At 62.4% G+C, this 25,060-nt stretch carries 26 protein-coding genes and 1 pseudogene; 13 read left to right on the top strand and 14 right to left on the bottom strand.

The annotated features are described in order from the left end of the window. Positions 1-165: 165 nt before the first annotated feature. From AB4Y31_RS26030 to AB4Y31_RS26020, 3 genes are all read left to right on the top strand, one after another. Entirely contained in the window at positions 166-2,427 is a 2,262-nt protein-coding gene (locus tag AB4Y31_RS26030; protein WP_368676501.1) for a multicopper oxidase family protein, read from the top strand. A 288-nt stretch (positions 2,428-2,715) separates the two neighbouring features. After that, positions 2,716-2,976 carry a hypothetical protein gene (locus AB4Y31_RS26025; RefSeq protein WP_018439512.1) on the top strand — a complete coding sequence of 87 codons (261 nt, stop codon included), beginning with the start codon at positions 2,716-2,718 and terminating at the stop codon, positions 2,974-2,976. A gap of 93 nt (positions 2,977-3,069) precedes the next feature. Next, on the top strand, positions 3,070-4,800 hold the full coding sequence (locus tag AB4Y31_RS26020) for an AMP-binding protein (protein ID WP_368676500.1): 1,731 nt from the start codon (positions 3,070-3,072) through the stop codon (positions 4,798-4,800). 16 nt (positions 4,801-4,816) lie between these two features. Here the strand turns inward: AB4Y31_RS26020 and AB4Y31_RS26015 are convergent, their stop codons facing one another. Continuing rightward, positions 4,817-5,536, bottom strand: a complete 720-nt coding sequence (locus tag AB4Y31_RS26015) for an autoinducer binding domain-containing protein (protein WP_368676602.1) — start codon at positions 5,534-5,536, stop codon at positions 4,817-4,819. A 93-nt stretch (positions 5,537-5,629) separates the two neighbouring features. Here AB4Y31_RS26015 and AB4Y31_RS26010 point away from each other — a divergent pair, with 93 nt between their 5' ends. The 4 genes from AB4Y31_RS26010 (at position 5,630) to AB4Y31_RS25995 (ending at position 8,869) form a co-directional block, all read left to right on the top strand. Further along, positions 5,630-6,073, top strand: a complete 444-nt coding sequence (locus AB4Y31_RS26010) for a DUF4902 domain-containing protein (RefSeq protein ID WP_368676499.1) — start codon at positions 5,630-5,632, stop codon at positions 6,071-6,073. A gap of 258 nt (positions 6,074-6,331) precedes the next feature. After that, complete coding sequence (locus tag AB4Y31_RS26005; protein WP_368676601.1) at positions 6,332-6,931, top strand: acyl-homoserine-lactone synthase; 600 nt, start codon at positions 6,332-6,334, stop codon at positions 6,929-6,931. Positions 6,932-6,968: 37 nt separating this feature from the next. After that, positions 6,969-7,973, top strand: a complete 1,005-nt coding sequence (locus AB4Y31_RS26000) for a hypothetical protein (protein ID WP_368676498.1) — start codon at positions 6,969-6,971, stop codon at positions 7,971-7,973. 167 nt (positions 7,974-8,140) lie between these two features. After that, positions 8,141-8,869 carry a hypothetical protein gene (locus tag AB4Y31_RS25995; RefSeq protein ID WP_368676497.1) on the top strand — a complete coding sequence of 243 codons (729 nt, stop codon included), beginning with the start codon at positions 8,141-8,143 and terminating at the stop codon, positions 8,867-8,869. A 3-nt stretch (positions 8,870-8,872) separates the two neighbouring features. Here the strand turns inward: AB4Y31_RS25995 and AB4Y31_RS25990 are convergent, their stop codons facing one another. The 4 genes from AB4Y31_RS25990 to AB4Y31_RS25975 form a co-directional block, all read right to left on the bottom strand. Further along, entirely contained in the window at positions 8,873-9,094 is a 222-nt protein-coding gene (locus AB4Y31_RS25990; protein WP_368676496.1) for a pentapeptide MXKDX repeat protein, read from the bottom strand. A gap of 12 nt (positions 9,095-9,106) precedes the next feature. Continuing rightward, positions 9,107-9,901, bottom strand: coding sequence for a molybdopterin-dependent oxidoreductase (locus AB4Y31_RS25985; RefSeq protein ID WP_368676495.1), 795 nt, complete (start codon positions 9,899-9,901; stop codon positions 9,107-9,109). 37 nt (positions 9,902-9,938) lie between these two features. After that, positions 9,939-10,577: a cytochrome b/b6 domain-containing protein gene (locus AB4Y31_RS25980; protein ID WP_368676494.1), complete on the bottom strand. Its 639-nt coding sequence runs from the start codon at positions 10,575-10,577 to the stop codon at positions 9,939-9,941. Positions 10,578-10,888: 311 nt separating this feature from the next. Next, entirely contained in the window at positions 10,889-11,392 is a 504-nt protein-coding gene (locus AB4Y31_RS25975) for a hypothetical protein (RefSeq protein ID WP_035468347.1), read from the bottom strand. Positions 11,393-11,847: 455 nt separating this feature from the next. On the opposite strand from AB4Y31_RS25975, the gene AB4Y31_RS25970 reads away from it, so the two are divergent. Then, positions 11,848-13,095, top strand: a complete 1,248-nt coding sequence (locus AB4Y31_RS25970) for a LysR family transcriptional regulator (RefSeq protein ID WP_368676493.1) — start codon at positions 11,848-11,850, stop codon at positions 13,093-13,095. A 51-nt stretch (positions 13,096-13,146) separates the two neighbouring features. Here the strand turns inward: AB4Y31_RS25970 and AB4Y31_RS25965 are convergent, their stop codons facing one another. The 7 genes from AB4Y31_RS25965 to AB4Y31_RS25935 form a co-directional block, all read right to left on the bottom strand. Continuing rightward, positions 13,147-14,055: a DUF1932 domain-containing protein gene (locus tag AB4Y31_RS25965; protein WP_368676492.1), complete on the bottom strand. Its 909-nt coding sequence runs from the start codon at positions 14,053-14,055 to the stop codon at positions 13,147-13,149. Continuing rightward, positions 14,052-14,765 carry a substrate-binding domain-containing protein gene (locus AB4Y31_RS25960; protein WP_368676491.1) on the bottom strand — a complete coding sequence of 238 codons (714 nt, stop codon included), beginning with the start codon at positions 14,763-14,765 and terminating at the stop codon, positions 14,052-14,054. The genes AB4Y31_RS25965 and AB4Y31_RS25960 overlap by 4 nt, the downstream gene beginning before the upstream one ends. Positions 14,766-14,785: 20 nt before the next feature. After that, positions 14,786-15,469 carry a 4-carboxy-4-hydroxy-2-oxoadipate aldolase/oxaloacetate decarboxylase gene (gene ligK / locus AB4Y31_RS25955; RefSeq protein ID WP_368676600.1) on the bottom strand — a complete coding sequence of 228 codons (684 nt, stop codon included), beginning with the start codon at positions 15,467-15,469 and terminating at the stop codon, positions 14,786-14,788. A 2-nt stretch (positions 15,470-15,471) separates the two neighbouring features. Beyond that, positions 15,472-16,497, bottom strand: a complete 1,026-nt coding sequence (locus tag AB4Y31_RS25950) for an amidohydrolase family protein (protein WP_368676490.1) — start codon at positions 16,495-16,497, stop codon at positions 15,472-15,474. A gap of 112 nt (positions 16,498-16,609) precedes the next feature. Further along, positions 16,610-17,959: an MFS transporter gene (locus tag AB4Y31_RS25945; protein ID WP_368676489.1), complete on the bottom strand. Its 1,350-nt coding sequence runs from the start codon at positions 17,957-17,959 to the stop codon at positions 16,610-16,612. A gap of 135 nt (positions 17,960-18,094) precedes the next feature. Beyond that, positions 18,095-19,390 (bottom strand): gallate dioxygenase, encoded by a 1,296-nt coding sequence (locus AB4Y31_RS25940; protein WP_368676488.1) that lies wholly within the window; start codon positions 19,388-19,390, stop codon positions 18,095-18,097. A gap of 281 nt (positions 19,391-19,671) precedes the next feature. Continuing rightward, positions 19,672-19,851: a hypothetical protein gene (locus AB4Y31_RS25935; protein WP_368676487.1), complete on the bottom strand. Its 180-nt coding sequence runs from the start codon at positions 19,849-19,851 to the stop codon at positions 19,672-19,674. A gap of 20 nt (positions 19,852-19,871) precedes the next feature. On the opposite strand from AB4Y31_RS25935, the gene AB4Y31_RS25930 reads away from it, so the two are divergent. From AB4Y31_RS25930 to AB4Y31_RS25920, 3 genes are all read left to right on the top strand, one after another. Continuing rightward, positions 19,872-20,183 carry an antibiotic biosynthesis monooxygenase gene (locus tag AB4Y31_RS25930; protein WP_368676486.1) on the top strand — a complete coding sequence of 104 codons (312 nt, stop codon included), beginning with the start codon at positions 19,872-19,874 and terminating at the stop codon, positions 20,181-20,183. Positions 20,184-20,218: 35 nt separating this feature from the next. After that, a complete protein-coding gene (locus tag AB4Y31_RS25925) occupies positions 20,219-20,749 on the top strand; it encodes an N-acetyltransferase family protein (RefSeq protein WP_368676485.1) in 531 nt (176 codons plus the stop codon). A gap of 122 nt (positions 20,750-20,871) precedes the next feature. Next, complete coding sequence (locus AB4Y31_RS25920) at positions 20,872-21,561, top strand: aldolase (protein ID WP_368676484.1); 690 nt, start codon at positions 20,872-20,874, stop codon at positions 21,559-21,561. A 72-nt stretch (positions 21,562-21,633) separates the two neighbouring features. On the opposite strand, the gene otnK is transcribed toward AB4Y31_RS25920, so the two are convergent. Continuing rightward, on the bottom strand, positions 21,634-22,914 hold the full coding sequence (otnK, locus tag AB4Y31_RS25915) for a 3-oxo-tetronate kinase (RefSeq protein WP_368676483.1): 1,281 nt from the start codon (positions 22,912-22,914) through the stop codon (positions 21,634-21,636). A 171-nt stretch (positions 22,915-23,085) separates the two neighbouring features. Between otnK and AB4Y31_RS25910 the strand changes: the two genes are divergently transcribed. Continuing rightward, positions 23,086-23,823 carry an ABC transporter substrate-binding protein gene (locus AB4Y31_RS25910; RefSeq protein ID WP_368676482.1) on the top strand — a complete coding sequence of 246 codons (738 nt, stop codon included), beginning with the start codon at positions 23,086-23,088 and terminating at the stop codon, positions 23,821-23,823. A 32-nt stretch (positions 23,824-23,855) separates the two neighbouring features. On the opposite strand, the pseudogene AB4Y31_RS25905 reads toward AB4Y31_RS25910, so the two are convergent. Next, a pseudogene (locus AB4Y31_RS25905) lies at positions 23,856-24,044 on the bottom strand (phosphatidylinositol diacylglycerol-lyase); the annotation flags it as partial. Between the two features lie 6 nt (positions 24,045-24,050). Here AB4Y31_RS25905 and AB4Y31_RS25900 point away from each other — a divergent pair. Then, positions 24,051-25,058, top strand: coding sequence for a LacI family DNA-binding transcriptional regulator (locus AB4Y31_RS25900; protein ID WP_368676599.1), 1,008 nt, complete (start codon positions 24,051-24,053; stop codon positions 25,056-25,058). The last annotated feature ends 2 nt before the right edge of the window (positions 25,059-25,060 follow it).

Genomic DNA, 25,060 nt, shown 5'->3' with positions numbered 1-25,060 from the left:
TCACAACGCCTTACGCAAACAGTAGAACCGCCAGTTTCGGACAAGCCGATCGTTTTAGTTGTTTTCGACCGTTTAATCAGTATGCTTTCCGTCGAGCAATCGGCGGCAACTGCGGTGCGCCGGTCGAGCAAAGCTAAAACAGTCAATGGCTAAGCAGGTCTAATCATGCGGTTCGTTCGGTTGATTGCCGCGGTCGCAGCTTGCGCGGCGTTATCTTTTAGCACGCTGTCATCCGGGGCGCCCGACTCAGCACGTTCGTTCATCGATCTGGACGACACCACCGCCGTCGACTCGCCAGGTGTCGCGCACGCGTTCCAGCGCGGTGCCCAGCAACTCGGCACGCGCGGGCCATGCGGCGGCGCCGCCTACGTCTTCGACAGTTCACGTCCAGTCACGCTTGACGTCGGCTACTCGTCATATCGCATCTATAACCCATCGACGGACGCCTACGATCAGGTCAAGCTGCGGGCCTACAATGGTTGCCCAATGGGGCCCACAATCAGCGTCGGGCCGGGGCAGACGCTCAAGCTGCGGCTCAACAACGCGTTGCCGCCCGAATCGGCCGACACGTGTCCGCCCGATGCCGCGCACGACACGCCGCATTGCTTCAACACGGTGAACGTTCACATGCACGGCATGCACGTATCGCCATCGGGGAGCAGCGACAACGTATTCGTCAGTGTGCCGCCGGGCGATTCGGCCAACTACACCTATCCGATCCCGCGCAATCATCCGGCAGGCACGTTCTGGTACCACTCGCACCGCCATGGCTCGACGGCCATCGACGTCGCAAGCGGCATGGAAGGCGTGCTGATCGTCCGCGGTCACCGTACCGCCGCTCGTCGAGAGGCTAACGGCGGAATCGCCGATATCGATACGATCCTTCACGATGCCCGTTCTGGGAAGCCATTTCCCGAACACGTCTTTCTGTTCCAACAGATCGAATACGGCTGCTTTGCCGACGCGAACGCCGAGGCGCCGCTCGCCGATCCCGTCACCTACGAATGGGTCTGCCCGCGCGGCACCGTCGGTGAGTTGCGAAACTACACGCACCAGTTGACCAATCTCGCCGATCCGCGCCCGGGTCACACCGGACAATTCAATTCCAGCTGGGCTATTTCCGGACGCTACACACAGATCAACGGCGTAGTGCAGCCGTACTTTCCCTCCGTACGCGGCTTTTTGCCGGCGGGTGAGATCCAGCGTTGGCGCCTCGTGCATGGGGGCAATCGCGACACGATCAACTTGAAAGTCGTGCGGGCGAATTTCGCGGCGCTCGGCCGCGCAGACAGCATCGCCCTGAGCGCGCAAGACGTCGACGCGGCAGCGGATGCCGCCAGCGCGCTTTTGGCCAGCCGACGCAGCCGTGCAGAAAGAGTGACCACGCTCGATCAACTCTGCAGTGGCGAAGTGGTAAAGCAAGTCGAAATCGCCGATGACGGCTTGACGCGCAACGCCATGGTCGAGAAAGACGTCGAGACGCTGAACCCGGGCTATCGCAGGGACGTGCTCATGGCATTTCCTGCGCCCGGCCTCTACTGCGTGCTCGACGAAGGAGCCGACGCCGCTACGACAATCGACTTCCGGCCTGGCGCGGGGAACGTGAAAGACCGGCGCTTGCTTGCCTTCGTGCGCGTCGGCCCCGGCACGAACGTCCCGGCGTACGCGCCCGACGGCCTCGGGCATTCGAAGTACTGGCAATATGTCCGAAACCGCCTCGTCGACGCCAATCGCGATCTGCCCCCCGACGTTCTTGCGGACCTGCGCTCGCTCGACACGCACGTCTTCGCACCGGAAAAACCGCTGATCGGGCCGGTCAACAAGCAGGTATCGATACTGCTCGACGTCGGCTTCTCGAACGGTGCGTTGCGCTTCATGATGAACGGGCAGACCTATGACCCCGCACGCATCGACTACACAGCGACGCTCGGCACGACGGACGAATGGCGTCTGAAGGCCGGCGCGGGCGGCCATGTGTTTCACATCCACGTCAATCCGTTTGAGATCGTCGACATCCTCAATCCGCGTGGCGTCACGATCTTCGACGCGAGCGGCAATTGCACGACCGAGGAACTTGCCACCGGTGATCAGCAATATTGCGCCCTGCGCAATGTCTTCCTGGACACGATCTTTGTGAAGGCTGGGTATACGGTCGTCATGCGCACGCACTACGAGGACTTCACTGGCGAATTCGTCATGCATTGCCATATCCTTGATCACGAGGACGCGGGGATGATGCAGAACGTCGAAATCGTCACGCCGACGACGGCCTTCATCTCGGGCGTCTCCAAGATGTTCTCCACCGCAAAAGCAGGTATCGATGCGTTCATGGACGGCCTGCGTTATGGCACGCGGCGCTCGAGCCAACTCGCGCTTGCCGCACCGATATGCCGGGCCGGAAACGTCCAGGCCGTTGCAGTGAAGTGACGGCGTCGCGAGTACATGCGAAAGGCCCCGAGATAGCTCCCAGCTCTGCGACACGGAACTGCCGCAATACAGTTGCTACTGTCCAGCGACCCAAAAAAGATGCAACAGCGTGTTACGCCAAGGCAAGCGAAGACCGATGAAACGCCTTGTATTTCATGGGGTTAAGCGGAAAGACGTACACGATGGACCCTGCTTATACGCCGAACGTTTTAAGAATCGCTTAAGTCAGCTTGCGCACCATCGTCGGACGAATTCCGAGACTCATTCCGAGGATGGAGAGCCGCCCTCATGCCGAACACGAACGAACAAGCCATGTCGACGACCGTCTCTGTGAAGCCGCGCACCATCTTGCGCCGCATTCTCAGCCATCACGAGATCGCGACGCTCTTGCTGTTGCTGCACTCGCCGATCGATGTGTCGGCGAAGCCTGAAATTCCGATGCTGCAGGAAGCCGGATTGATCGAGCAGGTCGGCACGGCCGACGGCGCGGCCCGCTTCCAACTGACTCCGGACGGCACCGCCGTCCTGCGCGGACTCGGCGTGAGCTGATCCGACGACCCCCTCGTCTTTCTCGTCGACAGCTATAACTAAGAAGCGCAGCCACGCGCGACTGACGAAGACAGAGACAAATAGGAGACGAGGATGACAGGCTCGGCACGCTTTCTGGCCGCACGCGACCTTTTGCTGCGGTACCGCATGGACTACGAGCGCGCTTATCGGGAGTTCGCATGGCCGGAACTCGACGCGTTCAATTGGGCGCTCGACTACTTCGACGTCATGGCGCGCGGCAACGACGCGCCCGCGCTATGGATCGTTGCCGGCAGCGGCCAGAATCAGAAGTTTTCGTTCGCTCAGATGTCCGAGCGTTCGTCGCGAATCGCCAACTACCTGCGCGGCCTCGGCGTGCGTCGCGGCGACCGCGTCTTCCTGATGTTGCCCAACCGCGTCGAACTGTGGGACACCATGCTCGCCGCGATGAAGCTCGGCGCCGTCCTGTTGCCGGCGGCGATGCAGTTGACGGCTGGCGACGTGCGCGAACGCGTGCGGACGGCCGAGCCGCGATTCGCGATCGCCGATGCCGGCGAGCAGGCCAAGTTCGATGGACTCGACGCCGCACTCGTGAAGATCGCGGTCGGCTCCGGCGACTCCGCTGCGGCAGGCTGCCCCAAAGGCTGGCTCGATTTCAGCGACGGCTACGATGCGCCGGCCGAATTCGAGCCGGACGGCACGACCAACGCTAAAGATCCGTTGTTGCTCTACTTCACGTCCGGGACGACGTCGAAACCGAAACTCGTTGCGCATACGCATCAAAGCTATCCGGTCGGACACCTCTCGACGATGTACTGGCTCGGCCTGCAGCCCGGCGACATCCATTGGAACATCAGCTCGTCGGGCTGGGCGAAGCACGCATGGAGCTGCTTTTTCGCGCCGTGGAACGCCGGGGCCTGCATCTTCGTGCTCAACTTCGCGCGATTCGACGCTCGGCAGGCACTCGAGGCCGTCGTGAGCCACCGTGTCACGACGATGTGCGCGCCGCCCACCGTCTGGCGCATGCTGGTACAGGAGCCGCTTGCGAGCTACGACGTCGAGTTGCGCGAAATCGCCAGCGCGGGCGAGCCGCTCAATCCCGAGATCATCGAGCGCGTCAAGAACGCCTGGCAAGTCGCGATCCGCGACGGTTATGGCCAGACAGAGACGACCTGCGTGATCGGCAACCCGCCCGGCCAGCCGATCGTGCCCGGCTCGATGGGAAAACCGATGCCCGGCTATCGCGTCACGCTCATCGATCCCGACGGCAAGCCCGCGGACGAAGGAGAGATCGCGCTGATGCTCGACGCGTCCGGCGGGCGCGACGCAGGCGCGCCGCTCGGCCTGATGGCGGGCTATGCAAACAACGCCGACGCCACGCGTCACGTCATGCGCGACGCGCTCTACCGAACCTCCGATATCGGCATGCGGCGCGACGATGGCTATTACGTCTATGTCGGCCGGGCCGACGATGTTTTCAAGTCGTCTGACTACCGGTTGAGCCCATTCGAGCTCGAAAGCGTCCTCATCGAACATGAGGCAATCGCCGAAGCGGCCGTCGTGCCGAGCCCCGATCCAGTGAGACTATCGGTGCCGAAAGCCTACGTTATGCTGCGGCACGGCTTCACTTACGGCCCGGAGCTCGTGGAAAGCGTCTTTCGTTTCTCGCGCGAGCGGCTCGCACCGTACAAGCGAATCCGCCGCATCGAGCTTTATGAATTGCCGAAGACGATTTCCGGCAAGATTCGCCGCGTCGAGCTGCGTCGTCGAGAGGCCGAGCGCGGCGATGCACCGGTGCGTCTGCCCGGCGAGTACTGGGACGAAGACTTTCCGGAACGTCGCTGAGTGACCCGAACCTTCGTCAGGCGGACGCGATCAGCCCCATCGCGATCGCCTTGACGACGGCTTGCACCTTGTTGGTCGCATTGAGCTTCAGCAGCACGTTGTTGACGTGAAAGTTCACCGTGCGCTCGGAGATGCTGAGGATTTTCCCGATTTCGCACGCCGTTTTGCCTTCGCCCGTCCAACGCAGCACTTCCGATTCGCGAGGGGTGAGCTCGACGAGCGCCTCGGGCGCGAGCTTCGGCACGAGAAACTCGCTCATCAGCGCATGCGAAAGATTGGCGAGCCAGTTCGCTCTCAACGTCAGCTGGTCTATCTCAGGGCCCTTGAGCGGTTCGGCGGAGCGCGCCATCGTCAGCAGCCCGTAGACGCCGTGCGCGGCCCAGCTCGAATGTGCGACCCCGACACGCAAACCGAAGTCGCGCGCGTCCGTCCACAGTCGCGGTGCGTTCGAGGTGGCCTCTGGCCATAGGATGAGTCCTGCGCTATTCATCCCTTCGCGCACGGTCGGGTCCACCTCGATGAAATGACTATCCTGATAGTGCTTCATCCACCCGGCCGGGTAGGTATCGAATATCGCCACGGCAGGGTTCGACACGGGCAGCGGGACCCGGATTCCGTAGCAGCAGTACTCGAAGCCCAGTTTCCTGGCGACGCCCGCGATTCTCTCGAAGAGTTGGCGCTCGTCTTTCGCTTCGCGCAACTGCTCATAGCTCTCATTCCAGCCTGACGGCTCCATCATTTCCCCGCGCAACACACAACACGTACTTACAACACAAAGCTGTCATAGTTAGCAGGTCTCACGGCGGCGTTCGACTGCTACAGTCGCAGCATGAGACAAACTTCCGCCTGGCTAGACAGCCCGTCTCGCGACGGTTACGTCCGCCTCCCCGAAGGGGCGGTCGAATCCTTGCAACTTCGCCACGTCCAGTCGGCTATCGACGACGAATTGCTCGAGGAGTTGCGGGCCGACGGCATCGATGCCGCCAGTGCCGGGTACACCGAATGGCATCGGCCACACTTTCCCGGAAGCGCCTACGTGACGGTAGGCTGGGACTGGTATCTCGATCGCGCATCTTGCGCCCTGCTGATCGCCTGGGGCGATGTGCGAAGCAACATTATGTGTGTCGATCGAAACGGGGCCGACGTCGGTATGACGTGCACGGCCCGTCTGCTCCTTCGTCGGCTCGCTCGGCTCAATTGGCCCAACTGCGTGGCGCGCACGGCGCGCATCCTGGCGGGCGAGTTCGACGTCGTGCATCGCACGCTGCAGTGACGCGATGCGACACCAATTTCGGTTCAGCCCAATCCTCAGTCTTCTATCAACTGTTTCGTTACAGGATTCATTTATAAGCAAATAGACGCCGCTTTTCAATCTCAATACGAAATGTTGTCACTTGCGTAGGAGCGATTGTCGGCTCCTGGCGCGGGGGTGTTGTTCGCCCTCGATGCCCTGTCAACGTTGACAGTTACCGGTCCTCGGGGTGCGCGCTGTAATGCGCTCATCAAAGAAATGCCATACGAGGACCCCATGCTGCTTACTTCCGTTCACGGCAACGGCCGCCTGTCCGACGACGTCGATGCCGCTCTTGCGCAATATCGGCACCAAGTATTCGTCGAGCAGTTGGGCTGGGATCTGCCGCTCGCCGACAGCCGCTCCGAGCGCGATCAGTACGACCGGGACGATACGGTTTATGTCGTGGCGCGCGACGAATCCGACACCATTTGCGGCTGTGCTCGACTCCTGCCCACTACCCGTCCGTATTTGTTGAAAGACGTCTTCCCTTTTCTGTTGGCCCCCGATATGCCGGCACCCGAGGCACCCGATGTTTGGGAATTGTCTCGTTTCGCCGCGAGTCCCGAGACAGCGGGCGACGAAAGCGCCTCGTGGGCGGTGCGGCCCATGCTCGCTTCGGTCGTCGAATGCGCCGCGCAACTCGGCGCCCGGCAACTGATCGGCGTGACGTTCGCGAGCATGGAACGCCTGTTTCGGCGGATCGGCGTCCATGCGCACCGAGCCGGCCCGGCGCAGCGGATCGACGGCCGTATGGTCGTCGCGTGCTGGATCGATATCGACGGCCAAACCTTGGACGCGTTGGGACTTCGCGCTGGACTTGCGAGCCGGAACGTCTGACAATTGGCATGGAATCGTACCGTTCGTCGGACAATTCATGACGCCCAATGTCCCGTGGCCGGCCAAGCCGCCCACTCTTCGTGCAACGATTGCCGCATGCGGGCTCGGCCATGAGTCGGCCCCCGAGGGGGACGTCTTGTCGTCGCTCGGCGCGTTGGCCGCGGCCTGGCAAATCGACCTGCCGCCACGGCCGGCAGTCTCCGCTGCGCGCTTGATCGCCCCGCGACGGCATTCGGCGTATGCACTGTTCGATCGCTGGCTCATGAGATCGATGCCGCCCGACGCGACCGCGCGCCTCGGCGCCCTTGCGCAAGCCACCGTGGGCGCTCGCCTCGAGCTGATTGCCTTGCGGGGACGATCGCAATTCGACATCGTGCAGGAGATTGCGGCGCCGCTGTGGCCCGAGATGTTGGCGGCGTGGGCCGGACTCGCCGATCAGCAGCGTCGCCGGCTCCATCACCTGCGCCGCACGCTCGAAGTCGTACGCGATCCCGGCCAATTGACGCCGCGGCGGCTGGCGGACCTGATATCGGCACTCGATGAACTTCGCAGAATCTTCGCCGACGTCTATCGTTATCCGCGTTATACGCGCGCCGTTCCGAACCTCTTCGCCGCGCTCGAAACGCGCTGGGAGCCCGAGCTGGGCACGATCGAAGACGAGATCGTGTTCGCGGCGATGCAGTTGCTCGTCATAGGGAGCGAGCCGAGCGCATCCCTGATTGGTCCGCTCGTCGACATGGCCATGCAGCGGCCGAAGCTGCTTGCGCAGCTGCGCGCCAACCCGTCTCGCGTCGCGGCGTTCGTCGAAGAGAAACAAGCCAACTTCACGCAGCGCCGCAACGCCCCTCGCGAAACCGCGGATAGCGGGCTCGCGTTCGAGTTCGTCGGGCGCCAACTCGCAAAAGCGCAAGGGGTCGCCGTGCTGCGCGCGTTGCTTTGCATGCCGATCGAAATCGAAGCGAAGAAGAGAAGTGCCTCGTGGCATACACGTTCCGACGGCACCCGACAGCTCGACCATCTCGAGCTGCGGTTTATCGCATAAGGCAAAACCGATGGCTTCTGCGGATGAGAAGTAAACGGCGCGGTAACCCCGCGTCGAGAAGGAGAAATATCGTGCAGCCCCTTTGCACTCCCCTTGCAGTAGCCTCTGAATTCAGTTTTTCCGCTTGTATGCGCATCGCGGTCGAGTATGCGGATATTGCGCAACGAATGACCGTCGTTCGGCTCGATCGCCACGGTCTCACCGCGAACATTGCCGACGATGCCGCTTTGCCGCAGCTCCGGCTGCCGCGAGCGGCCCGCGTGCTCTGCGCCGGCGAAACGTTGTGCGAGCTGCGGCTCGTTCCTCGCGCGCTCGTGCGTGCAGGCGGACCGTCGCTCGAATTGACGATGCAGCCCTCGCGCATCGACGATGACCTGTCGTTTTGGCAAGCCCTCTACGCACGCCGGCATCTTTATCCGGATGTGCCGGCGCGTGGGCACCAGGCCGACGATCGGCCGAACCGATCCGGCGAAGCATGGCGTTTGACGCAGCGGGAAATCAGCTCAGCCGAGTCCGCCAGCGTCGGGACATGCAGCCACGCGGCGTTCAAGCTGCCGACCGCCAATGAAGCACTTTTCTTTTCCGAGTGGCTCGAATTTCACTTTGCCGAACTGGCCGCGCATGCACGAGCCATGGCGTCGCCGTCCAATTTACTGGAACTCGACCGGCGACGGACAGACGCGACAGTCAATGTGGCGTTCACCTATCGATACAGTTGCGATTCAGTGCACCGGGCGACCGATGAGCTTTGCGCACGAATCGCGCAAGAAGCGGAGCAGTGTTTCGGCGTTTGCTCCAGGTATGAGCTCCTCAACGAGCAGAAGGACGTGGCGCTGCCGGACGGGCGTCTACGCTCCGTGCCGAGCGCGTGGCAGCCGGGACGTCATTCGAACTGACGGTCATTGTTGCCCCGTCGCACCCGACGCTTCGTGCTTCATGCCCATTGCCCCGCCCTTCTTCTGAGGCGTGTGCTTCATGTTGCCCTTCTTCATCGGGTGTTTTGCCATGGTGCCACTCGCCATCTCCGAGTCGGACATCGTGCCGCTCGCCTCTTGGGCGAATGCATACGAGATCCCGAGGGTGAGCACAATGCCGACCGCCGCGATTGCCTTCTTGCTCATGATTGCCTCCAATCAGGATCCCCCGAACCAGTTGTACCCCTGGTCGCTCCAATAGCCGCCGGGGAACGTATTCGTCACGAAGATTTCCATGATGTGCTTTGGATTCTTGTAGCCGAGCTTCGTCGGTATGCGCAGCTTCATTGGGAAGCCATACTTCGGCGGCAGGGTCTCGCCGTCATATTGAAATGCAAGCAGCGTTTGTGGATGGAGCGCCGTCGGCATATCGATGCTCTCGTAGTAGTCGTCGGCGCACTTGAAACCGACATATTTTGCGCTCGTGTCCGCACCCACGCGGCGTAGGAAGTCCGCGAATGGCGTGCCGCCCCAGTGCCCGATTGCGCTCCATCCCTCGACGCAGACGTGCCGCGTGATTTGCTCGGCATGGGGCAACGCGTAAAGCTCCGGCAGGCTCCATATGCGCTTTCCGCTGACAAGCCCGCTCAATTTGAGCTGGAAGCTGTTGGCGTCGACCTCGGGTACATCCTCGATACCGTAATACGCGTTGAACGGGAACGGACGTGTCAGCTCTGGTTCGCTATAGGTTGGCGCAAGCCGCTTTGCGTCGAATAGCCATGCCTGAACGCGATCGTTCATGCGCGAGACGCTCATGAGGAATGCGTTGACCGATTTGTCGTCTGTGAGCGAGCATCCAGTCAGCATCAGCAGGCCGCCGAGCGAAAGGACGCGTTTACCAAATTCGCGCCGCGAAGGCAGGGCCAACTCACGACGCGCGTCGGCAAGTATCGTCTTCGGATCGAGCGACAACGCTCGATGCTCGGGATGAACAGGAATTCGGGACCGTTTCACTGATGCCTCCGTTCGGCGCCTCGGGACGGAACACGCTTTATCGGCCGCGCAGCATTGCTATCAGCGAGCGTGGCACCAATGCGGCCATCACGATATGAACGATGAGAAAGACAGCCAGGAAGGACATCGCGCAAAAATGCACGATGCGTGCGGAGTCGTAGCCGCCCATCATGTCGCGCAACAATGGGAACTGCACCGACTTCCAGATCGCGAGGCCTGAAAGCACGAGCACGATCAGGTCCGCAATGGCGGCAACATAGGCGACCCGCTGCACGGCGTTGTATTGCGAGAGGTCGGCATGCGAGAGTGCGCCCTTCAATGCCAGTGCAACGTCACGCCAGACGGCGCGGGGCGACAGCGGGAAGAACTTGGAGAAGAGACGCCCCGTCGCAATCCCGAGCATAAGGTAGATGATGCCGTTCGCCACCAGCAGCCACATCGCCGCGAAGTGCCACTGCAACGCTCCGGCCAGCCAGCCGCCGAGCGTTATCGACATCGGGAACGCGAACCCCGAAAAGATCGGCGACGCATCGTAGATTTGCCATCCCGAGAGCATCATGACGATCGCCGCGATCGCATTCAGCCAATGCGTGATGCGGACCCAAAGCGGATGCACGAGCGCGGGGCGTCGTACGGGCGCCCGGTGCGGCCCTTCACGTGCTTGCGAGGTTGCCATGGTGTGGCCCCCAATCGGATGGTTCAACGGTATGTCGGCAGACCGGTTTTGGCGGAAAGCGCCCCTTGGCAGGCGGGAGGAGACATGGTCACTGGGCCGTTCCGGCTTCCAAGCTGACTTGAGCGGCGCGATACACGCGGCTTCTGCATGCTTCCGCTACACGATGTTATACGCGCCTTGTTCCGTTCCGGATGCGAGATTTCCACCTACGATCGAGAGGCTGGAAAAGAAAAAATTGTCCACTGTCTCTGGACCGTGGACGGACACCTTGGGCCGTGACGAACGACCGAATCCCTGCTACGTGGCGGCGATTACCGCCCCGCCAGCATGCGTTTGACGACGAGCGCGAGTGGAACGGTGAAGACGAAATGCGACATAAATCCGCCGATCACGATGTTCGGATCGAAATAGTTCGGGTGGTTGCTGGATGCAATGCTGATCAGCGTATGCATGACGATCCAAGCGAAGATCGCGTAGAACAACGCGACAAACGTCGCTTCATAACCGCGCCGGCGGAAGTACGGCCAAATGACTGCAAAGAGCACGCCCCACGCGAGCGCGAAGACGAAGTGAATTGCGGTACCCAGCAGATAAGCCCAGACGCCGAGCGCCTCTTGTACGTCCTTGCCGAAGACGAGTCCCGTCGCATTGCGTGGAATGCCGCCGAGCGGCATCAGATGCTGCGCCCCCACCCAGACGAGCGCCTCGTAGACCCAAATCAACATTGCCCCGGTCAGTCCGCCGGCCAGCCCGGCACGAACCGTCTGCCGAATACTCGATTGCATCGGCGCGCCGGAGCGCCTTTCATTGCCCATGTTGCTCGCGCCATAGTTGCCACCCATCGTCGTTCTCCTCTCATGTTTGATTTCCAGTCGCCGGTCGCACAAGCCTGCGGTCCTGGCGCGTCGAAACAATAGAAAAGAGAGGCGATCGCAGGACAGCGAGGGTAAACGTGAGCGGATCGGCTATGCCTTGCTCAGCGGACTACGAAATGGCGAGTGCGCGCGATCCGTCGATCGCGCAAAGACCTGTCGCGCAAAGCTCCGCGCGAGGCGCGCGATCGGCGAAAAGACATCGGCTGCCTCTCTATCCACGACTGCTCGATAAACGAAACAGATAGACCGAAAATCAAGTCGCAAGCATACGCGTCCGGTCGATCTGCAGCCTCCATGTGGCTATACTCCCCTACGCAGGCGGATGGTTGAAACACTGCGCTCACGCGACAGGCCGCCCGGTACAGCACCGACGATCGCACCGACTCTCGTCACCGATGAACGAAAACGATGCTTTGAACCTCTCCCACCTGCACGCAGTGCATGTGATTGCTGAAACCGGCAGTGTCAGCCGGGCGGCGGTCGCGCTGTTTCGCGCGCAATCGGCCGTCACGAGGGCCGTACAGGAAACCGAAGCGGCGCTCGGCGAGCGCTTGTTCGACCGCAAGCCCTCCGGCATGTTGCCGACCGGCGTATGCCGAGCCGTGCTTCAGCGCAGTGCCCGCGTGTTCGGGGAATTGGAGGAAGTCGCGCGCTGGACGCGCGCACGCCGCGGGAGCCGGCATGCGGCGGCGGAGCGGACCTTGCCGGCGTATTTGCTCAACACGCGGCGGCTGCAGCTATTCGTTACGCTCGCTCGGCACAAGCACATGCCTAGCGCGGCACGCGCCCTCGGCATCACGCAACCGGCCGTCAGCAGCGCCATCAAGATTCTCGAAAGCGGCGCGGGCATGCCCCTGTTTCATCGGAATCCGCGCGGGCTGCTGTTGACGAGCGAGGGCGAGACGTTCCTGTTGCACGTGCGTCGCGCATTGAATGAGTTACGTCACCTCTCGGATGACGTCGCCGCTTTGCGTGGTCACATTCAAGGCAGCGTGACCGTGGGCGCGTTGCCGCTCGGGCGTACGGTCATCCTGCCCGAGGCCATCGCCCGCGTCATCGAACGATATCCGGGCGTGCGCGTGGTGACGGACGAAAGCGCTTACGAGTCGCTCGTGGGGGGCCTTAGAGCGGGCGACGTCGACTTTATTCTCGGTGCGCTGAGGCCATACGATGCCGAAAGCGGACTCCAGAACGAAAAGCTGATGACGGAGGAGCTCGTCGTCTTGGCGCGTCGCGAACACCCGCTGGCGGCGCAGCGCGAGCTGACGGTCAAGCAATTGGCCGACATGCAATGGGTCTTACCGCGCAGGCAGTCGCCCGCGCGCGGTCTGTTCGAATCGATGTTCAAGCGCGCCAAGATCAGGCCGCCGACGCCAACAGTCGAAACGGCCGACCTGGCCGTGATTCGCGGCCTGCTGCTTCGCACCGATATGCTCGCCGTGACCTCGGCACAACAGCTGCACTACGAGCGGCAATCCGGCGAGATCGTGGCGCTCGATGCGCCGACCCGTCAGACGAGCCGCGACATCGGGCTGACGCTTCGCGCGGGCGGCGCTCCATCCCCGGCGGCTCGTGCGCTCATTGACGCGATACGGCTGTCGATCGGGGATGTCGCGCGAACGACGCGCGTGGTACGTCGCTAGTGCCCCGTCCCGCACTATCGCATCGAACGGCGCTATCGCTTGCCGACTGGCTTATTCGTCGTCGTCCAGGCCAGGCAAAAGCCGGTCGATCACGTCCCGCCAAACAAAAGGCAACAATGCCGGATAGTGCATGTGGCGCGCGTCCATATCATCGACGAACCGATCCTGAAGCTGCGCGCATGCCTCGCTCATCCAGGGCTTGATACCCGTGTCGCTGAGCGTTTTGCCGACTTCGCGCATTTCCTCGGCGCGCCGCCGGCCGTGCTCTGCGACACGGCTGATCAGATACCCGGGCAAATCCGGCGTCTCGCGCATCTTGTCGAAGGTCTCGCGTAGCGAAGCAAGCACGATCTCCTCGGCGCCATAGGCTCGCGCAGCGCTCAAGCACTCGACCGTCAGCGCTTCGATGCCCTTGATCATCACGCTGCGGCACATCTTGGCGGCCGATGCCACGCCGACCTTATCGGACACCGCGCGAGCGTTGAGACCAAGCGCCGACAACTGAGCGGCGACCTCCGCGGCGCGCCGGCCACCGAGCAGCATCGGTACCGACAAGCCGTACGGAGGAACAGGCGCCATCACGGCCGATTCGATGTAATCGCCGCCGGCATCCTCGATCAGCCGTTGCGCGCGCCGCTTCATCGCGGGCGAGACAGAGTTGATGTCGACATAGACTTGGCCGCCCGTCATGCATGTGGCGACCGCCTGCGCAACTTGCTCGTCCGAGGCGGCCGTGACGGCCGAGACGATCAGTCGCGCGCCCGAGATTGCATCGGCCACTGTCATGGCAGGACGCACGCCGAGGCGCTCGGCTTTCCCCCGCATGGCTGGCGCGGCGGCCGGATCGTCGAGCAATTGGTCGAACATCGCGACCGCGACGCCCTTCATGCTGAGCGCGGCGCCGAGGATACCGCCGGCTTCCCCAAAACCGATGAACGCAATCCGCTCGATCGAACTCATGACTTGATGGGCTCCATACCGTGATGCCGGATCACCGGCGCGGCCGCGGGCGATGCGAAAAAGGCGAGCAGTCCTTTCGCGTCCACTTTTCGCGTCGATGCCGAGCACACCGCGGCCGAAAAGATCGTCATATGTTGCGCGCCCGGAGGAAGCGGCCCGACGACAGTGATGCCGGGCAGGCGAATCAGTTCGCTCAGTTGCTGAAAGCCCAGTTCGACTTCCCCCCGCGCGATGAGCGTGCCCACGGGTACGCCGGGCGGCGCCTGCACGAGACGCGCAAACATCGCTTCCGCAACGCCGAGCCGTTCGAACAAGGCGAGGACATGCCTACCGCTTGGCCCCGTCGAATACCCGATGCGGTGGGCAGCGAGGAGCGCCTCGCGAAGCGCCGCCGCGGTCCCGATCTCGGGGCACCGCGCCCCCGCACGCACCGCCATCGCGATTCCTGAACGCGCCAAGTCGATGCGCCCGTCCGGTTCGATGCGTCCGTTGGCCGATAGACGATCGATCGCATCGGCCGCGAGCACGACGACGTCGAACGGCTCGCCGTCGTTCGCACGTCGCGCCGCATCCACGCCCCCGACCGATTCGATCCACACGCGCAGGCCTGAACGCCGCTCGTATTCGCTCGCGAGTTCGGCCAACAACTGACTCGTCGCCATCGACGAAATGCCGCTGATCGGCACCGTTGCGGATGCATCGATACTCATATCCACTGCCGCCTTCATGTTCAATCGACGTAGCGCAGGCCAGCGTGGCGCAACGGCTCCCGCATGCCGTACATATCGAGTCCGAGCACGCCGGAGGCGAGCTTCGCGCGTTTCGCCGCCTCATTGGCCTCGCGGGCAGCGGCCTTTTCCAAAATCTGTCCTGCCATGCGCGAGGGCACCACGGCCACGCCGTCACCGTCCGCAACGACGACGTCGCCTGGATTGACGAGCGCCCCTGCGCAGATGACCGGAACGTTGACCGAACCGAGCGTCGCCTTGATCGTCCCTTTCGCCGAGATCGCTTTGCTCCAGACGGGGAATTTCATTTCTTCGAGCACGCGAACGTCGCGCACACCCGCGTCGATGATGAGCGCTCTTGCGCCCCGTGCTTGAAAGCTGGTCGCCAGCAGATCGCCGAAGTAGCCATCCGTGCATTCAGCCGTGACCGCCGCAACAACGATGTCGCCCGGCTGAATCTGCTCCGCGGCGACGTGCATCATCCAATTGTCGCCAGGCTGCAACAGCACGGTGACGGCAGTCCCGCACGCTTGTGCGTGCCGATAGGTCGGCCGCATATAGGGTTTGAGCAGCCCCGTGCGCCCCATGGCTTCGTGCACCGTCGCCGATCCGAAAGCGCCCAGTTGCTCGGCGATATTTTTGTCAGCCCGCGCGATATTGCGGTAGACCACGCCCAATTCGTACATCATCAATGTTCTCTCCGGTTGAGGGCTGCGTCGAGACGCGGATAGACGCGTCGCGCGTTGCCCTCGTAAATCTTGTCGCGATCCTGGGCACCGATGTGCGCCGCCTCGATATAGCGTTTCGTATCGTCGAAATAGTGTCCCGTCCGCGGATCGATCCCCCGCACTGCACCGATCATTTCGCTCGCAAACAGGATGTTGTCCACCGGAATGACGCGCGTGAGTAGATCGATTCCGGGCTGGTGATAGACGCACGTGTCGAAAAACACGTTGCGTAGGACGTGTTCCTCGAGCAGCGGCTTTTTCAGTTCCTGCGCGAGCCCGCGGAACCGTCCCCAGTGATAAGGCACCGCGCCGCCGCCGTGCGGTATGACGAAGCGCAACGTCGGAAAATCGCGGAACAAGTCCGAGGTCAGGCACTGCATGAATGCCGTGGTATCCGCGTTCAGATAGTGCGCGCCCGTCGTATGGAAGCACGCGTTACAGCTCGTGCTGACATGGATCATCGCCGGTACGTCGTACTCGACCATCTTCTCGTAGATCGGATACCAGTAGCGGTCCGACAACGGCGGGCTCCTCCAATGTCCCCCCGATGGGTCGGGATTCAGGTTCACGGCCACGCTGCCGTACTGCTCCACGCATTTGACGAGTTCGGGGATGCAGGTGGCGATGTCCACGCCCGGACTTTGGGGCAGCATGGCCGCCGGCACGAATTGCTCGGGGAACAGCTGGTTCACGCGATAACAGAGCTCGTTGCAGATCGCCGCCCATGTGCTAGAAATTTGAAAATCACCGATGTGATGTGCCATGAAACTGGCCCGGGGGCTGAAGACCGTCAGATCGATGCCGCGCTCTCGCATCAAGCGTAGTTGATTAGATTCGATCGATTCGCGCAGCGCATCGTCGTCGATTTTCAGGTCGGACACCCTTGGCATCTCGGACGGATTCGCGATCCCCGCGATCTGCCGGTTGCGCCACGCCTCTAACGCTTTCGGCGCGGTCGTGTAGTGGCCATGGATATCGATGATCATTGTTTCCCCTAACAGAAAGTCAATTGCCTTTCGTCACTCCGCGGCGCGCGGCTCATACATACCGCACGGAATGAATCGAAAAGCATGAACCGAGGCGTCCTGCCGGGCCCGTTCAATGCGCGGCATTGGGCTGAACTGTCGCCGCATCCTCGCTCGAACGTTGCGCCATCAGGATCGCGGTGGCGGCGAGGACCGCAGGCACAGCCAGCATCGAGAGGATCCCGACGAACTCCCATCCGAGCCCGAGCAGCGCCCCGCCGATCGCGGATCCGAAAATGCTGCCGAACCGCCCCATTCCCAGCATCCAGCTCACACCCGTCGCCCGCGCCGCCGTAGGATAGCGGCCCGGCGCGTAGGCGTTGAGGCCGGTCTGCGCGCCGCTCATGCAAAAGCCCGCGGCGAACACGAGCAGCGCCAAGGACGACGAAAGCGCGCCGATCCACGCCAAGCCCAGGACACAGACGCCTCCGCCCAAATACGCCGCGCTGATGACGGGCGCTGGCCGCACCTTGTCCATCAGCCAACCCACGGCGATTGCGCCGATGGTGCCGCCAATCTGGAACATCGCCGTGACATTTGCCGCCGTCGTAACCGAGAGCCCCGCATCCTTGATGAGCGTCGGCAGCCAACCGGTCAGCAGATAGATGACGAGCAGACCCATGAAATACGTCACCCATAGCGCGACGGTCGTAAAGCCATAGCCTTGCGAAAAAAGCACGCCGATCGGTTTGCGCGTGGGCAATGGAGGTTCCGTCGAGACGAAGGAGTCATCGTCCGAAAAACGCGCGCCGCACACCTTGCCCAGAAGCGCGCCGATGCGCTGGGGCGATGCACCGCGCACCGCCAGCAGACGCGCCGATTCCGGCAGGAGCCACCACTGCAGCGGAATCAACGCCAGCGGCAGCGCACCGCCGAACAGCAATACCGAGCGCCAGCCATGCAAGGGAATCAGCCAGCCCGCGACGAATCCAATCAGTGCCGAGCCCAGATTGAAGCCGGTAAACATCAGCGTGATCATCAGCGAACGCTTACGCTGCGGGGCGTACTCCGACAACAGCGTCGTCGTGTTGGGCATCGCCGCGCCGAGACCGATACCGGTCAGCAAGCGCAACGCGGCCATGGCGACCGGCGAGTGCACTTGCGCCGTCGCGATCGTGAACACGCCGAATAAGAACACCGATGCGATCAGTACGTTTTTGCGGCCGAAGCGATCGGCGCTCGGCCCCGCAACGAGCGAACCGATCACTAATCCAATGGGTGCAGCGCTCATCACCAAGCCGAACTCGGGCCGCGAAATTGCCCATTCGCGGATGATCGACGGCGCGATGAAACCCATAATGGCGACGTCCATGCCGTCGGCAATGACTACGAGGCAACAGAGCACCACGAGGAGCCATTGGTACGGCGATATGGGCCGCTCGTCGATAAAAGATTTAATGTCGATTGCTTTCCCACTGGTCATCGTCTGTCTCCTGTCTCTTCTCCTGGTCTGTCGGCGCACCGGTTGGCCGTTATCGATTTTTGCAACGTCGAACTCCTCCCCGCCGCGTCGAAACGCGACTGGTAAGCCGGTGCGGTGAAGTGCCTCTCGGCGCTGCTAATGCGAGTCGCTTCGATCCCAATCGAGGTCGCCGGTGGCCTTGCCCGCCACCGAGTACAGAGCGCCCGGCGCATTGCGTGTCTGTTGGAACGCTTCCAACGTCTCCCCGCGCATCGCCGCGTAGATATGAAGGTTTGAAACGCCCGTTACGGCGCCGAGTTTTTCGAGCACGAAGAAAATGGCACCGTAGTGCAGCAGCCCACGCCAATCGCGTCGGCGAATCAAGTCGCGCTCTTGCTGCGTCAATCCAGCGGCTTCGAAGCTGGCCTCCGGATCGCGCACGAACGCTTCCCGATGACTGGGCTCCACCATTCGGTGCAAGTAGCTGTTGATCCGAAATGCCTTGACCGCCACATCGATGGAGAACGGATACGTGCCGTCGAGCTTGTCGACGCCTTGCAGTTGCTGCGCGATCCGGTCGCGATGACGCTCGACGGCAGCCGGCCAGACCTCGTCTTCCGCCCCTTCGTAGATCGCGGTGGCGATACCCGTCATCGACGGTAAGTAATAGCTGCGGTGTTTGCATACGACGTTGGCCGGCAACGCACCGCGCATCGTGAGCCACATGACGACTTCAGCGCCTTCGAAGCCGCCGAGCATCGCGTATTCGGCGATCGTCATCTCAGCGAGCTGCTCCGGGTCACGTTCGAACAGGTCGAGAAAGCGATGGTCCCACTCGCTGTTGTTGAAGCCGGCGCGCTCGCCGTGCACCTGGTGCGATAACCCGCCCGTCGCGACGATGGCGACGCCCAAATCTTCCGGATAGCTTTCGATTGCGCGCCGCAGCGCCTGCCCGAGCTTGTGGAAACGCCGTGCCGTCGGAATCGGGAGCTGCAGGACACCCATCTGCAGCGGGATCAGTTTGGTCGGCCACGCGTGTTCGTGCGGACACAGCATCGACAGCGGCGAAAAGCAACCATGATCCAGCGCCTTGTTCTGGAAGAACGACATGTCGAATTCATCCGCCATCAGTGACCTGCCGATGTGCGCCGCCAGCGCAGGATGGCCTTCGATCGGCGGCAGCTCGCGCGCCCCGCCGCCTTCGTCGGCCACCTTCCACTGCGCCCCGACGCCGAGCGTGAAGGCCGAATAGTGATCGAAGAAGAACGAGGTCACGTGATCGTTGTAGATCAACAGCAAGACATCCGGCTGTTTCTCGGCGAGCCATGCGGCTACGGGTGCGAAGCTCGCGAAAATCGGCGCCCAGACGGGATCGTCGTGCTTGTTCTTGTCCAACGCAAATCCGATCGTGGGCGTATGCGACGCCGCGATGCCTCCGACAATTCGTGCCATTTCAGTGATCCTTGGTTACCCGCCCATGCCGGCGAATCATGGGTCCCAAGATTACACGCCACATCCTCCTGATTGAACGTGCGGGTTAACGAGATTCGATCGGGCGAAGCCGCTTCGGCGTGAGTGTTTTGTCGCCCCGGCAAGGCTCCCAATCGCCCGCCAACCCGCGCCGCGGTGGCACTGGGCGCATTCTTCGGCACGCGCGTCGTTCGCGCCACGCGGCGACTCTTGCCGATAAATGTATTCGATAGCGGCGAAATGAAGTCGCAAAGCGCGATGCTTTATGCATTTACCGGTACCTGGCGCCCGGCGAAGTTGTTTTGACCGAGCTCAACGCTGGCATTCCCTGACACGTCTCCGCTGCGCTGGCCGCCGCGCTCCCATACTTGCGCGCAAAGAGTAAATCCATCAAAGTCTCGCGAGAGCCGATGCCACGGCGTCTTGCCGGCGTCGATCAGCATTTTCCGTCCAGGAGTACCACATGATCTTTGAAATGGCGCACATCGAAGTCCTACCCGGCCATGCGGCGGATTTCGAGGCGGGTGTCGCGCAAGCTCTTCCCCTCTTCGCCCGCGCCAAAGGTTGCAGCGGCGCTGAGCTTCATCGCGTGATAGAAACCGAGAACCGATATGTCCTTCTCGTTCGCTGGGAAACCGTCGACGACCACATGATCGGTTTTCGCCAATCCCAGGATTTTCAGACGTGGCGCCAACTCGTCGGCTCTCACTTTGCTCGATCGCCCGAGGTCTTTCATACCGAGACGACAGGCAAAGGCGCCCATCTTTCCCGTTGAGCCGAGACCGGGGAATGTACTGAAAGGAAAACGTAATGGGTGAATACTCCATCGCTCGCTGCACTTTCGATCGGCATGCCGATGTGATCCTGGAGATCTTCAACGATGCCATCCTGAATTCAACCGCACTCTACGAGTACAAGCCTCGGACCATGCAGACCATGATCAGCTGGTTCGATGCGAAGGAAGCCGGCGACTTCCCGGTGATTGGCGTAGAGGACAGTGATGGAACACTGTTGGCCTTCGGCAGTTACGGCCCGTTTCGGCCATTCCCGGCCAACAAGTACACCGTGGAACATTCCGTCTACGTGCACAAGGATCATCGTGGTCGAGGATTGGGGCGCGTGGTGATGGAAGAAATTATCGCCGCGGCGCGACGCAAGGACTTGCATGCGTTGATGGGCGGAATCGATTCGACGAATGCCGGAAGCATCGCGCTGCATGAACGACTTGGCTTCATGCATGTGGGCACGCTACCCCAGATCGGCTTCAAGTTCGGCCGCTGGCTCGACATGGCGCTCTATCAGCTGCTGTTGGATACGCCCGCTCATCCAATCGACGGCTAGGCGAACAACCCGGCGGCCTTTGAGACATCCGCGCGTTGGACGGCATTCTGAGCGACGATGTATTCATTGCAAAATAGTGCAATTCATCGATCGGCGCCGGGCTACCGCCGGCGAAGGGCCGAATGCTCGATGCGCGCGGTCTTGGCTACCTATGCTCTGCTGGAGGAACTGTGGGAGTTGCTGAATCCAAAATCCGCGAGGAGATCTGCACGGTAGGCGCGAGTCTTTACTCGCGCCGATACACAGTGGGGAGCGCCGGCAACATCAGCGCGCGCCTTGACGATGGCTGGCTGATCACCCCGACCGACGCATGCCTTGGCCGACTCGATCCGAACGATATCGCCAAAGTGGGCTGTGACGGGCAGCACCTATCAGGCGGGCGTCCGTCCAAAACGCTCGCGCTTCACCGCAGGATTTACGAGAATTCACCGGAAACGCGCGGAGTCGTACACACGCACTCGACGAATCTGGTCGCGCTCACGTTGTCCGGCGTTTGGAGCACCGACGACATCATCCCGCCGATCACGCCGTACTACGTGATGAAGGTCGGTCACGTGCCGCTCATCAAATATCATCGGCCAGGTGCACCGGAGGTTGCCGATCAGATCGCCGCACTCGCGCCGAAAGTGCGCGCGGTGTTGCTCGAACGACTCGGTCCGGTGGTTTGGGAAAAGACCGTCTCGGCAGCATCGTTCGCTTTGGAAGAGCTCGAGGAAACGGCGTTGCTGTGGATGTCGCTCGCGCGCTCTGCCACGCCGCTGTCGACGGACGCCATCGGCGAGCTGCGCGATACATTTGGCGCCCGTTGGTAACGCGCGCGTGAACTGCGCATCGTCTCCCAAAAAACACCGAAGCGGAACAACGCCGCTTCGGCGGGCATTGCATCAAGGCGCTGTCGACAGCGCCTTTTCGAAGAAATCGACAGTGCCGAAATTGCCGGACTTCAGCGCGAGCGCCAGCGGCTCACTGCCGCTGCTTGTCGTCCAGGGCACGCCCGGGTCAATGGGTGCGCCGATGCGCAAGGCGCGGACGCCGAGCGCCTTGACGACGGAACCTGATGTCTCTCCACCCGCAACCACCAGCTTGCGCACGCCATGGCGTACAACCAGCTCGCTCGCAAGCGTGGCCAATGCGCGTTCCATCAGCGCGCCGGCAACATCCGCACCGAGCTTCTCCTGTGCGGCTCTTACAACGTCGGGCGCCGCGCTTCCGTAGATCAGCACGGGCCCGCCGGAGAGCCGCTCGGCACACCAGGCGACAGCGTCTTCGATTTGCTTGTCCCCCTCGGCAAGCTGCAGCGCGTCGAGCCGAAATGCCGGGCGTGAACGCTTCCAGTGTTCCACCTGGGCATTTGTCGCCACCGAGCAGCTTCCCGAGAGAATCAGGCCCGCCCCGACGACGTTCGGAAGATCCGCCGCTGCCGATACGGCCGCCTTCAATTTGCCGGCTCGCCGGAAATTCTCCGGCAGGCCCATGGCGATGCCCGATCCTCCCGTCACGAGTCGATGGCCCGACAACGCGGCGCCGATGCTAATCAGATCGCGATCGGCTACCGCATCGACGATGGCATATCGCGCGCCTTCGCTGCGCAGCGAATCGAACGCCGCCGCGATCGCATCAGGGCCACGAGAAACGGCATCGAGCTTGACCGCCCCCACGTTGCGCCTGGTTTGCGATTGCAATACACGCACCAGGTTGGAATCCGTCATCGGGGTGAGCGGGTGGTTCCGCATGCCTGATTCGCTGAGCAACACATCCCCAACGAAGAGGTGGCTCCTGTAGATCGTCCTGCCGTTCTCTGGAAACGCTGGACAGGCAACTGTGAGGTCGACGCCGAGCGCATCGGCCAGCGCATCGGCGACCGGGCCGATATTGCCCTTCGGCGTCGAGTCGAAAGTAGAGCAATACTTGAAGAAGAACTGCTCGCAGCCGGCATTTCTGAGCCACTCCAGCGCCGAGAGCGACTCACGTACCGCATCCTGCGGTTCGACTGTTCGCGTTTTCAATGCGATGACGATCGCGTCCGCATCGGGTACCTCTGCCGGCGCGGGGACACCGATCGTCTGCACGGTGCGCATGCCGCCGCGCACCAGCGTGCTGGCCAGATCGGTGCCACCCGTGAAATCATCGGCAATACAGCCGAGTAGTGGTCTGCTCAATGCCATACTCCCAATGGAATTACACCGCGCCGTCGATAAAGCCGAACAGGCGACTGGCGTTATCAGCGTAGCATGAATGCGAGAATACTTGCTGCATACGCTCGACGCCCTCTCGCGAATCAGAGAGCTCCTTGAACCTTAGGACTGCGAGCCGATCGCAGTCGAATCACTATGCCCATGAAAATCGATCGATCAGTTATCTCCGCTTTCACGCCGACGGGCAAGCTGCGCGCCTCGATCAACCTCGGCAATCCGATTCTTGCAAACAAGAACGCTGAGACGGGCGAGCCGTTCGGCGTCTCCGTCGACCTTGCGCGCGAGTTCGCGAGACGGCTGGGCGTCGAGCTGGAACTGGTCGTGTTCGATGCGGCGGGCAAATCGGTGCAAGCCGTGAGCGAGGAGCACGCCGATTTCGGATTCTTTGCAATTGATCCGCTGCGCGGCGAAACGATTGCGTTCACGGCGCCCTACGTATTGATCGAAGGCTTCTATCTCGTCCGCGACGGTTCCCCCATTAAAACCAATCAGGACGTCGATCAACCGGATATCAGGGTCGCCGTCGGCAAGGGAAGCGCTTATGACCTTTTCCTCACGCGCGAACTGAAGGCGGCGCAAATCGTGCGGGCGCCCACGTCGCCAGCGGTCGTACAAACGTTCCTGGAACAAGGTTTGGACGTGGCCGCGGGCGTCAAGCAGCAGCTCGAAGCCGACGCACGGGAGACCGGCGGGCTTCGTCTGCTCGACGAGCGGTTCATGGTCATTCGACAGGCAATGGGTACACCCAAGAGCCGCGGTGAGGCGGCGGCGGTCGTGCTCTCTCGGTTCGTCGAGGAAATGAAAGCATCGGGTTTCGTTGCCGACGCATTGCGACGGCATGGGATCGTTGGCGCCACCGTAGCCAGTAGCTTCCCCTGAAATTTCGGCTTCGTCACCGGCCGTTCGAACTGGATCCGCACGCCCTGCGCGAGCTGCGCGCCGAGCGATGCCCGCTGCGTATGGGCCAAACAATCGTCGACGGGATACGCATAAGCGTCATGACTGCCCGGTACCGTGAGGGTATGCAGCGGCCGCGCGTCGTCGAGCGCCGACATCCGGTCGGCGAGCCGCGCGTCGGCATCGTTTGGTTGGTGGATCATGAGTCGATGACTGAGGCACAGAAAAAGAATTGGATAACCGCGTCCGACGTTGCCGAACGAGCAGGCGTCTCCCGCTCGGCGGTATCGCGCGCGTTCTCGTCGACGGCCAGCATCGCGCCCGAGACGCGCGAACGCGTCATGGAAGCGGCGCGCACGCTCGGCTATCAAGTCAACCGAATCGCGCGCGACATGACCATGCAGCGCAGCAGCATGGTCGGCGTCGTCATCGCCGGCTTCGAGAATCCGTTTCGGGCGCGACTCCTGTCGGATCTGATGGCCGCGCTCGGACGCCACGCGCTCACGCCGCTCATAACGAACGCCGAGGATCCGCGCCAGGTCAGGCAATCGCTCGAGATGCTGCTCAGCTACCGGATTGCCGGTCTCGTCATGATGTCGGCCTCGCCGCCTCTATCGGTCGCGCGCCGATACCTGGACCACCGCGTTCCCGTCGTGATGATCAACCGGGCGCCGACCCTGCCGGGCGCGGACGTCGTCATCAGCGACAACGCCGTCGGCGCGGCGTTCGCCGCGCGAAGGCTCACGCAGGCCGGCGCGCGCCGGCTCGCGTTCGTCGGACCGTCCAAGACGAGCTACAGCGCGAAGTCGCGCGGCGATGCCTTCGCCGAAGCCATCGGCGCGACAGCGACAGTATGCGTTCACGAGACGCAGGTGGACACCTACGAATGCGGTGTCGAGGCCGCCCGCCAATTGCTCGCCGGCAACGCTCGCCCGGACGGCGTGTTCTGCTCGTCCGATCTGCTCGCGCTCGGCGTGATCGACATCGCGCGCGAGCGGTTCGGGCTGCGCGTGCCGGGCGAGCTGCGTGTCGTCGGCTTCGACGACATTCCGGCCGCCGCCTACGACGCCTACCGATTGACGACGCTCAGGCAGGACACGCAGGGGCTCGCGAACGCGGCCGTCGAGATGCTGACGGAACGGATGCAGACACCCGCCGGCGCATCGCGCGTGCGCGTCGTGCCAGTCGAAAGCGTGTTGCGTCACAGTTGCGGCTGAAA

The sequence above is a fragment of the Trinickia sp. EG282A genome (assembly GCF_040965455.1).
Classification (GTDB): Bacteria; Pseudomonadota; Gammaproteobacteria; order Burkholderiales; family Burkholderiaceae; genus Trinickia; species Trinickia symbiotica.
This window is presented reverse-complemented; position numbering and strand designations above follow the sequence as displayed.

Excerpts from the sequence above, each read along its gene's own strand:
- AB4Y31_RS26030 (WP_368676501.1), top strand. The coding sequence starts at position 166 with ATGCGGTTCGTTCGGTTGATTGCCGCGGTCGCAGCTTGCGCGGCGTTA.
- AB4Y31_RS26025 (WP_018439512.1), top strand. The coding sequence starts at position 2,716 with ATGCCGAACACGAACGAACAAGCCATGTCGACGACCGTCTCTGTGAAG.
- AB4Y31_RS26020 (WP_368676500.1), top strand. The coding sequence starts at position 3,070 with ATGACAGGCTCGGCACGCTTTCTGGCCGCACGCGACCTTTTGCTGCGG.
- AB4Y31_RS26015 (WP_368676602.1), bottom strand. The coding sequence starts at position 5,536 with ATGGAGCCGTCAGGCTGGAATGAGAGCTATGAGCAGTTGCGCGAAGCG.
- AB4Y31_RS26010 (WP_368676499.1), top strand. The coding sequence starts at position 5,630 with ATGAGACAAACTTCCGCCTGGCTAGACAGCCCGTCTCGCGACGGTTAC.
- AB4Y31_RS26000 (WP_368676498.1), top strand. The coding sequence starts at position 6,969 with ATGACGCCCAATGTCCCGTGGCCGGCCAAGCCGCCCACTCTTCGTGCA.
- AB4Y31_RS25995 (WP_368676497.1), top strand. The coding sequence starts at position 8,141 with ATGACCGTCGTTCGGCTCGATCGCCACGGTCTCACCGCGAACATTGCC.
- AB4Y31_RS25990 (WP_368676496.1), bottom strand. The coding sequence starts at position 9,094 with ATGAGCAAGAAGGCAATCGCGGCGGTCGGCATTGTGCTCACCCTCGGG.
- AB4Y31_RS25980 (WP_368676494.1), bottom strand. The coding sequence starts at position 10,577 with ATGGCAACCTCGCAAGCACGTGAAGGGCCGCACCGGGCGCCCGTACGA.
- AB4Y31_RS25975 (WP_035468347.1), bottom strand. The coding sequence starts at position 11,392 with ATGGGCAATGAAAGGCGCTCCGGCGCGCCGATGCAATCGAGTATTCGG.
- AB4Y31_RS25970 (WP_368676493.1), top strand. The coding sequence starts at position 11,848 with ATGAACGAAAACGATGCTTTGAACCTCTCCCACCTGCACGCAGTGCAT.
- AB4Y31_RS25965 (WP_368676492.1), bottom strand. The coding sequence starts at position 14,055 with ATGAGTTCGATCGAGCGGATTGCGTTCATCGGTTTTGGGGAAGCCGGC.
- AB4Y31_RS25960 (WP_368676491.1), bottom strand. The coding sequence starts at position 14,765 with ATGAGTATCGATGCATCCGCAACGGTGCCGATCAGCGGCATTTCGTCG.
- ligK (WP_368676600.1), bottom strand. The coding sequence starts at position 15,469 with ATGTACGAATTGGGCGTGGTCTACCGCAATATCGCGCGGGCTGACAAA.
- AB4Y31_RS25950 (WP_368676490.1), bottom strand. The coding sequence starts at position 16,497 with ATGATCATCGATATCCATGGCCACTACACGACCGCGCCGAAAGCGTTA.
- AB4Y31_RS25945 (WP_368676489.1), bottom strand. The coding sequence starts at position 17,959 with ATGACCAGTGGGAAAGCAATCGACATTAAATCTTTTATCGACGAGCGG.
- AB4Y31_RS25940 (WP_368676488.1), bottom strand. The coding sequence starts at position 19,390 with ATGGCACGAATTGTCGGAGGCATCGCGGCGTCGCATACGCCCACGATC.
- AB4Y31_RS25935 (WP_368676487.1), bottom strand. The coding sequence starts at position 19,851 with ATGCTGATCGACGCCGGCAAGACGCCGTGGCATCGGCTCTCGCGAGAC.
- AB4Y31_RS25930 (WP_368676486.1), top strand. The coding sequence starts at position 19,872 with ATGATCTTTGAAATGGCGCACATCGAAGTCCTACCCGGCCATGCGGCG.
- AB4Y31_RS25925 (WP_368676485.1), top strand. The coding sequence starts at position 20,219 with ATGGGTGAATACTCCATCGCTCGCTGCACTTTCGATCGGCATGCCGAT.
- AB4Y31_RS25920 (WP_368676484.1), top strand. The coding sequence starts at position 20,872 with ATGCTCGATGCGCGCGGTCTTGGCTACCTATGCTCTGCTGGAGGAACT.
- otnK (WP_368676483.1), bottom strand. The coding sequence starts at position 22,914 with ATGGCATTGAGCAGACCACTACTCGGCTGTATTGCCGATGATTTCACG.
- AB4Y31_RS25910 (WP_368676482.1), top strand. The coding sequence starts at position 23,086 with ATGAAAATCGATCGATCAGTTATCTCCGCTTTCACGCCGACGGGCAAG.
- AB4Y31_RS25900 (WP_368676599.1), top strand. The coding sequence starts at position 24,051 with ATGACTGAGGCACAGAAAAAGAATTGGATAACCGCGTCCGACGTTGCC.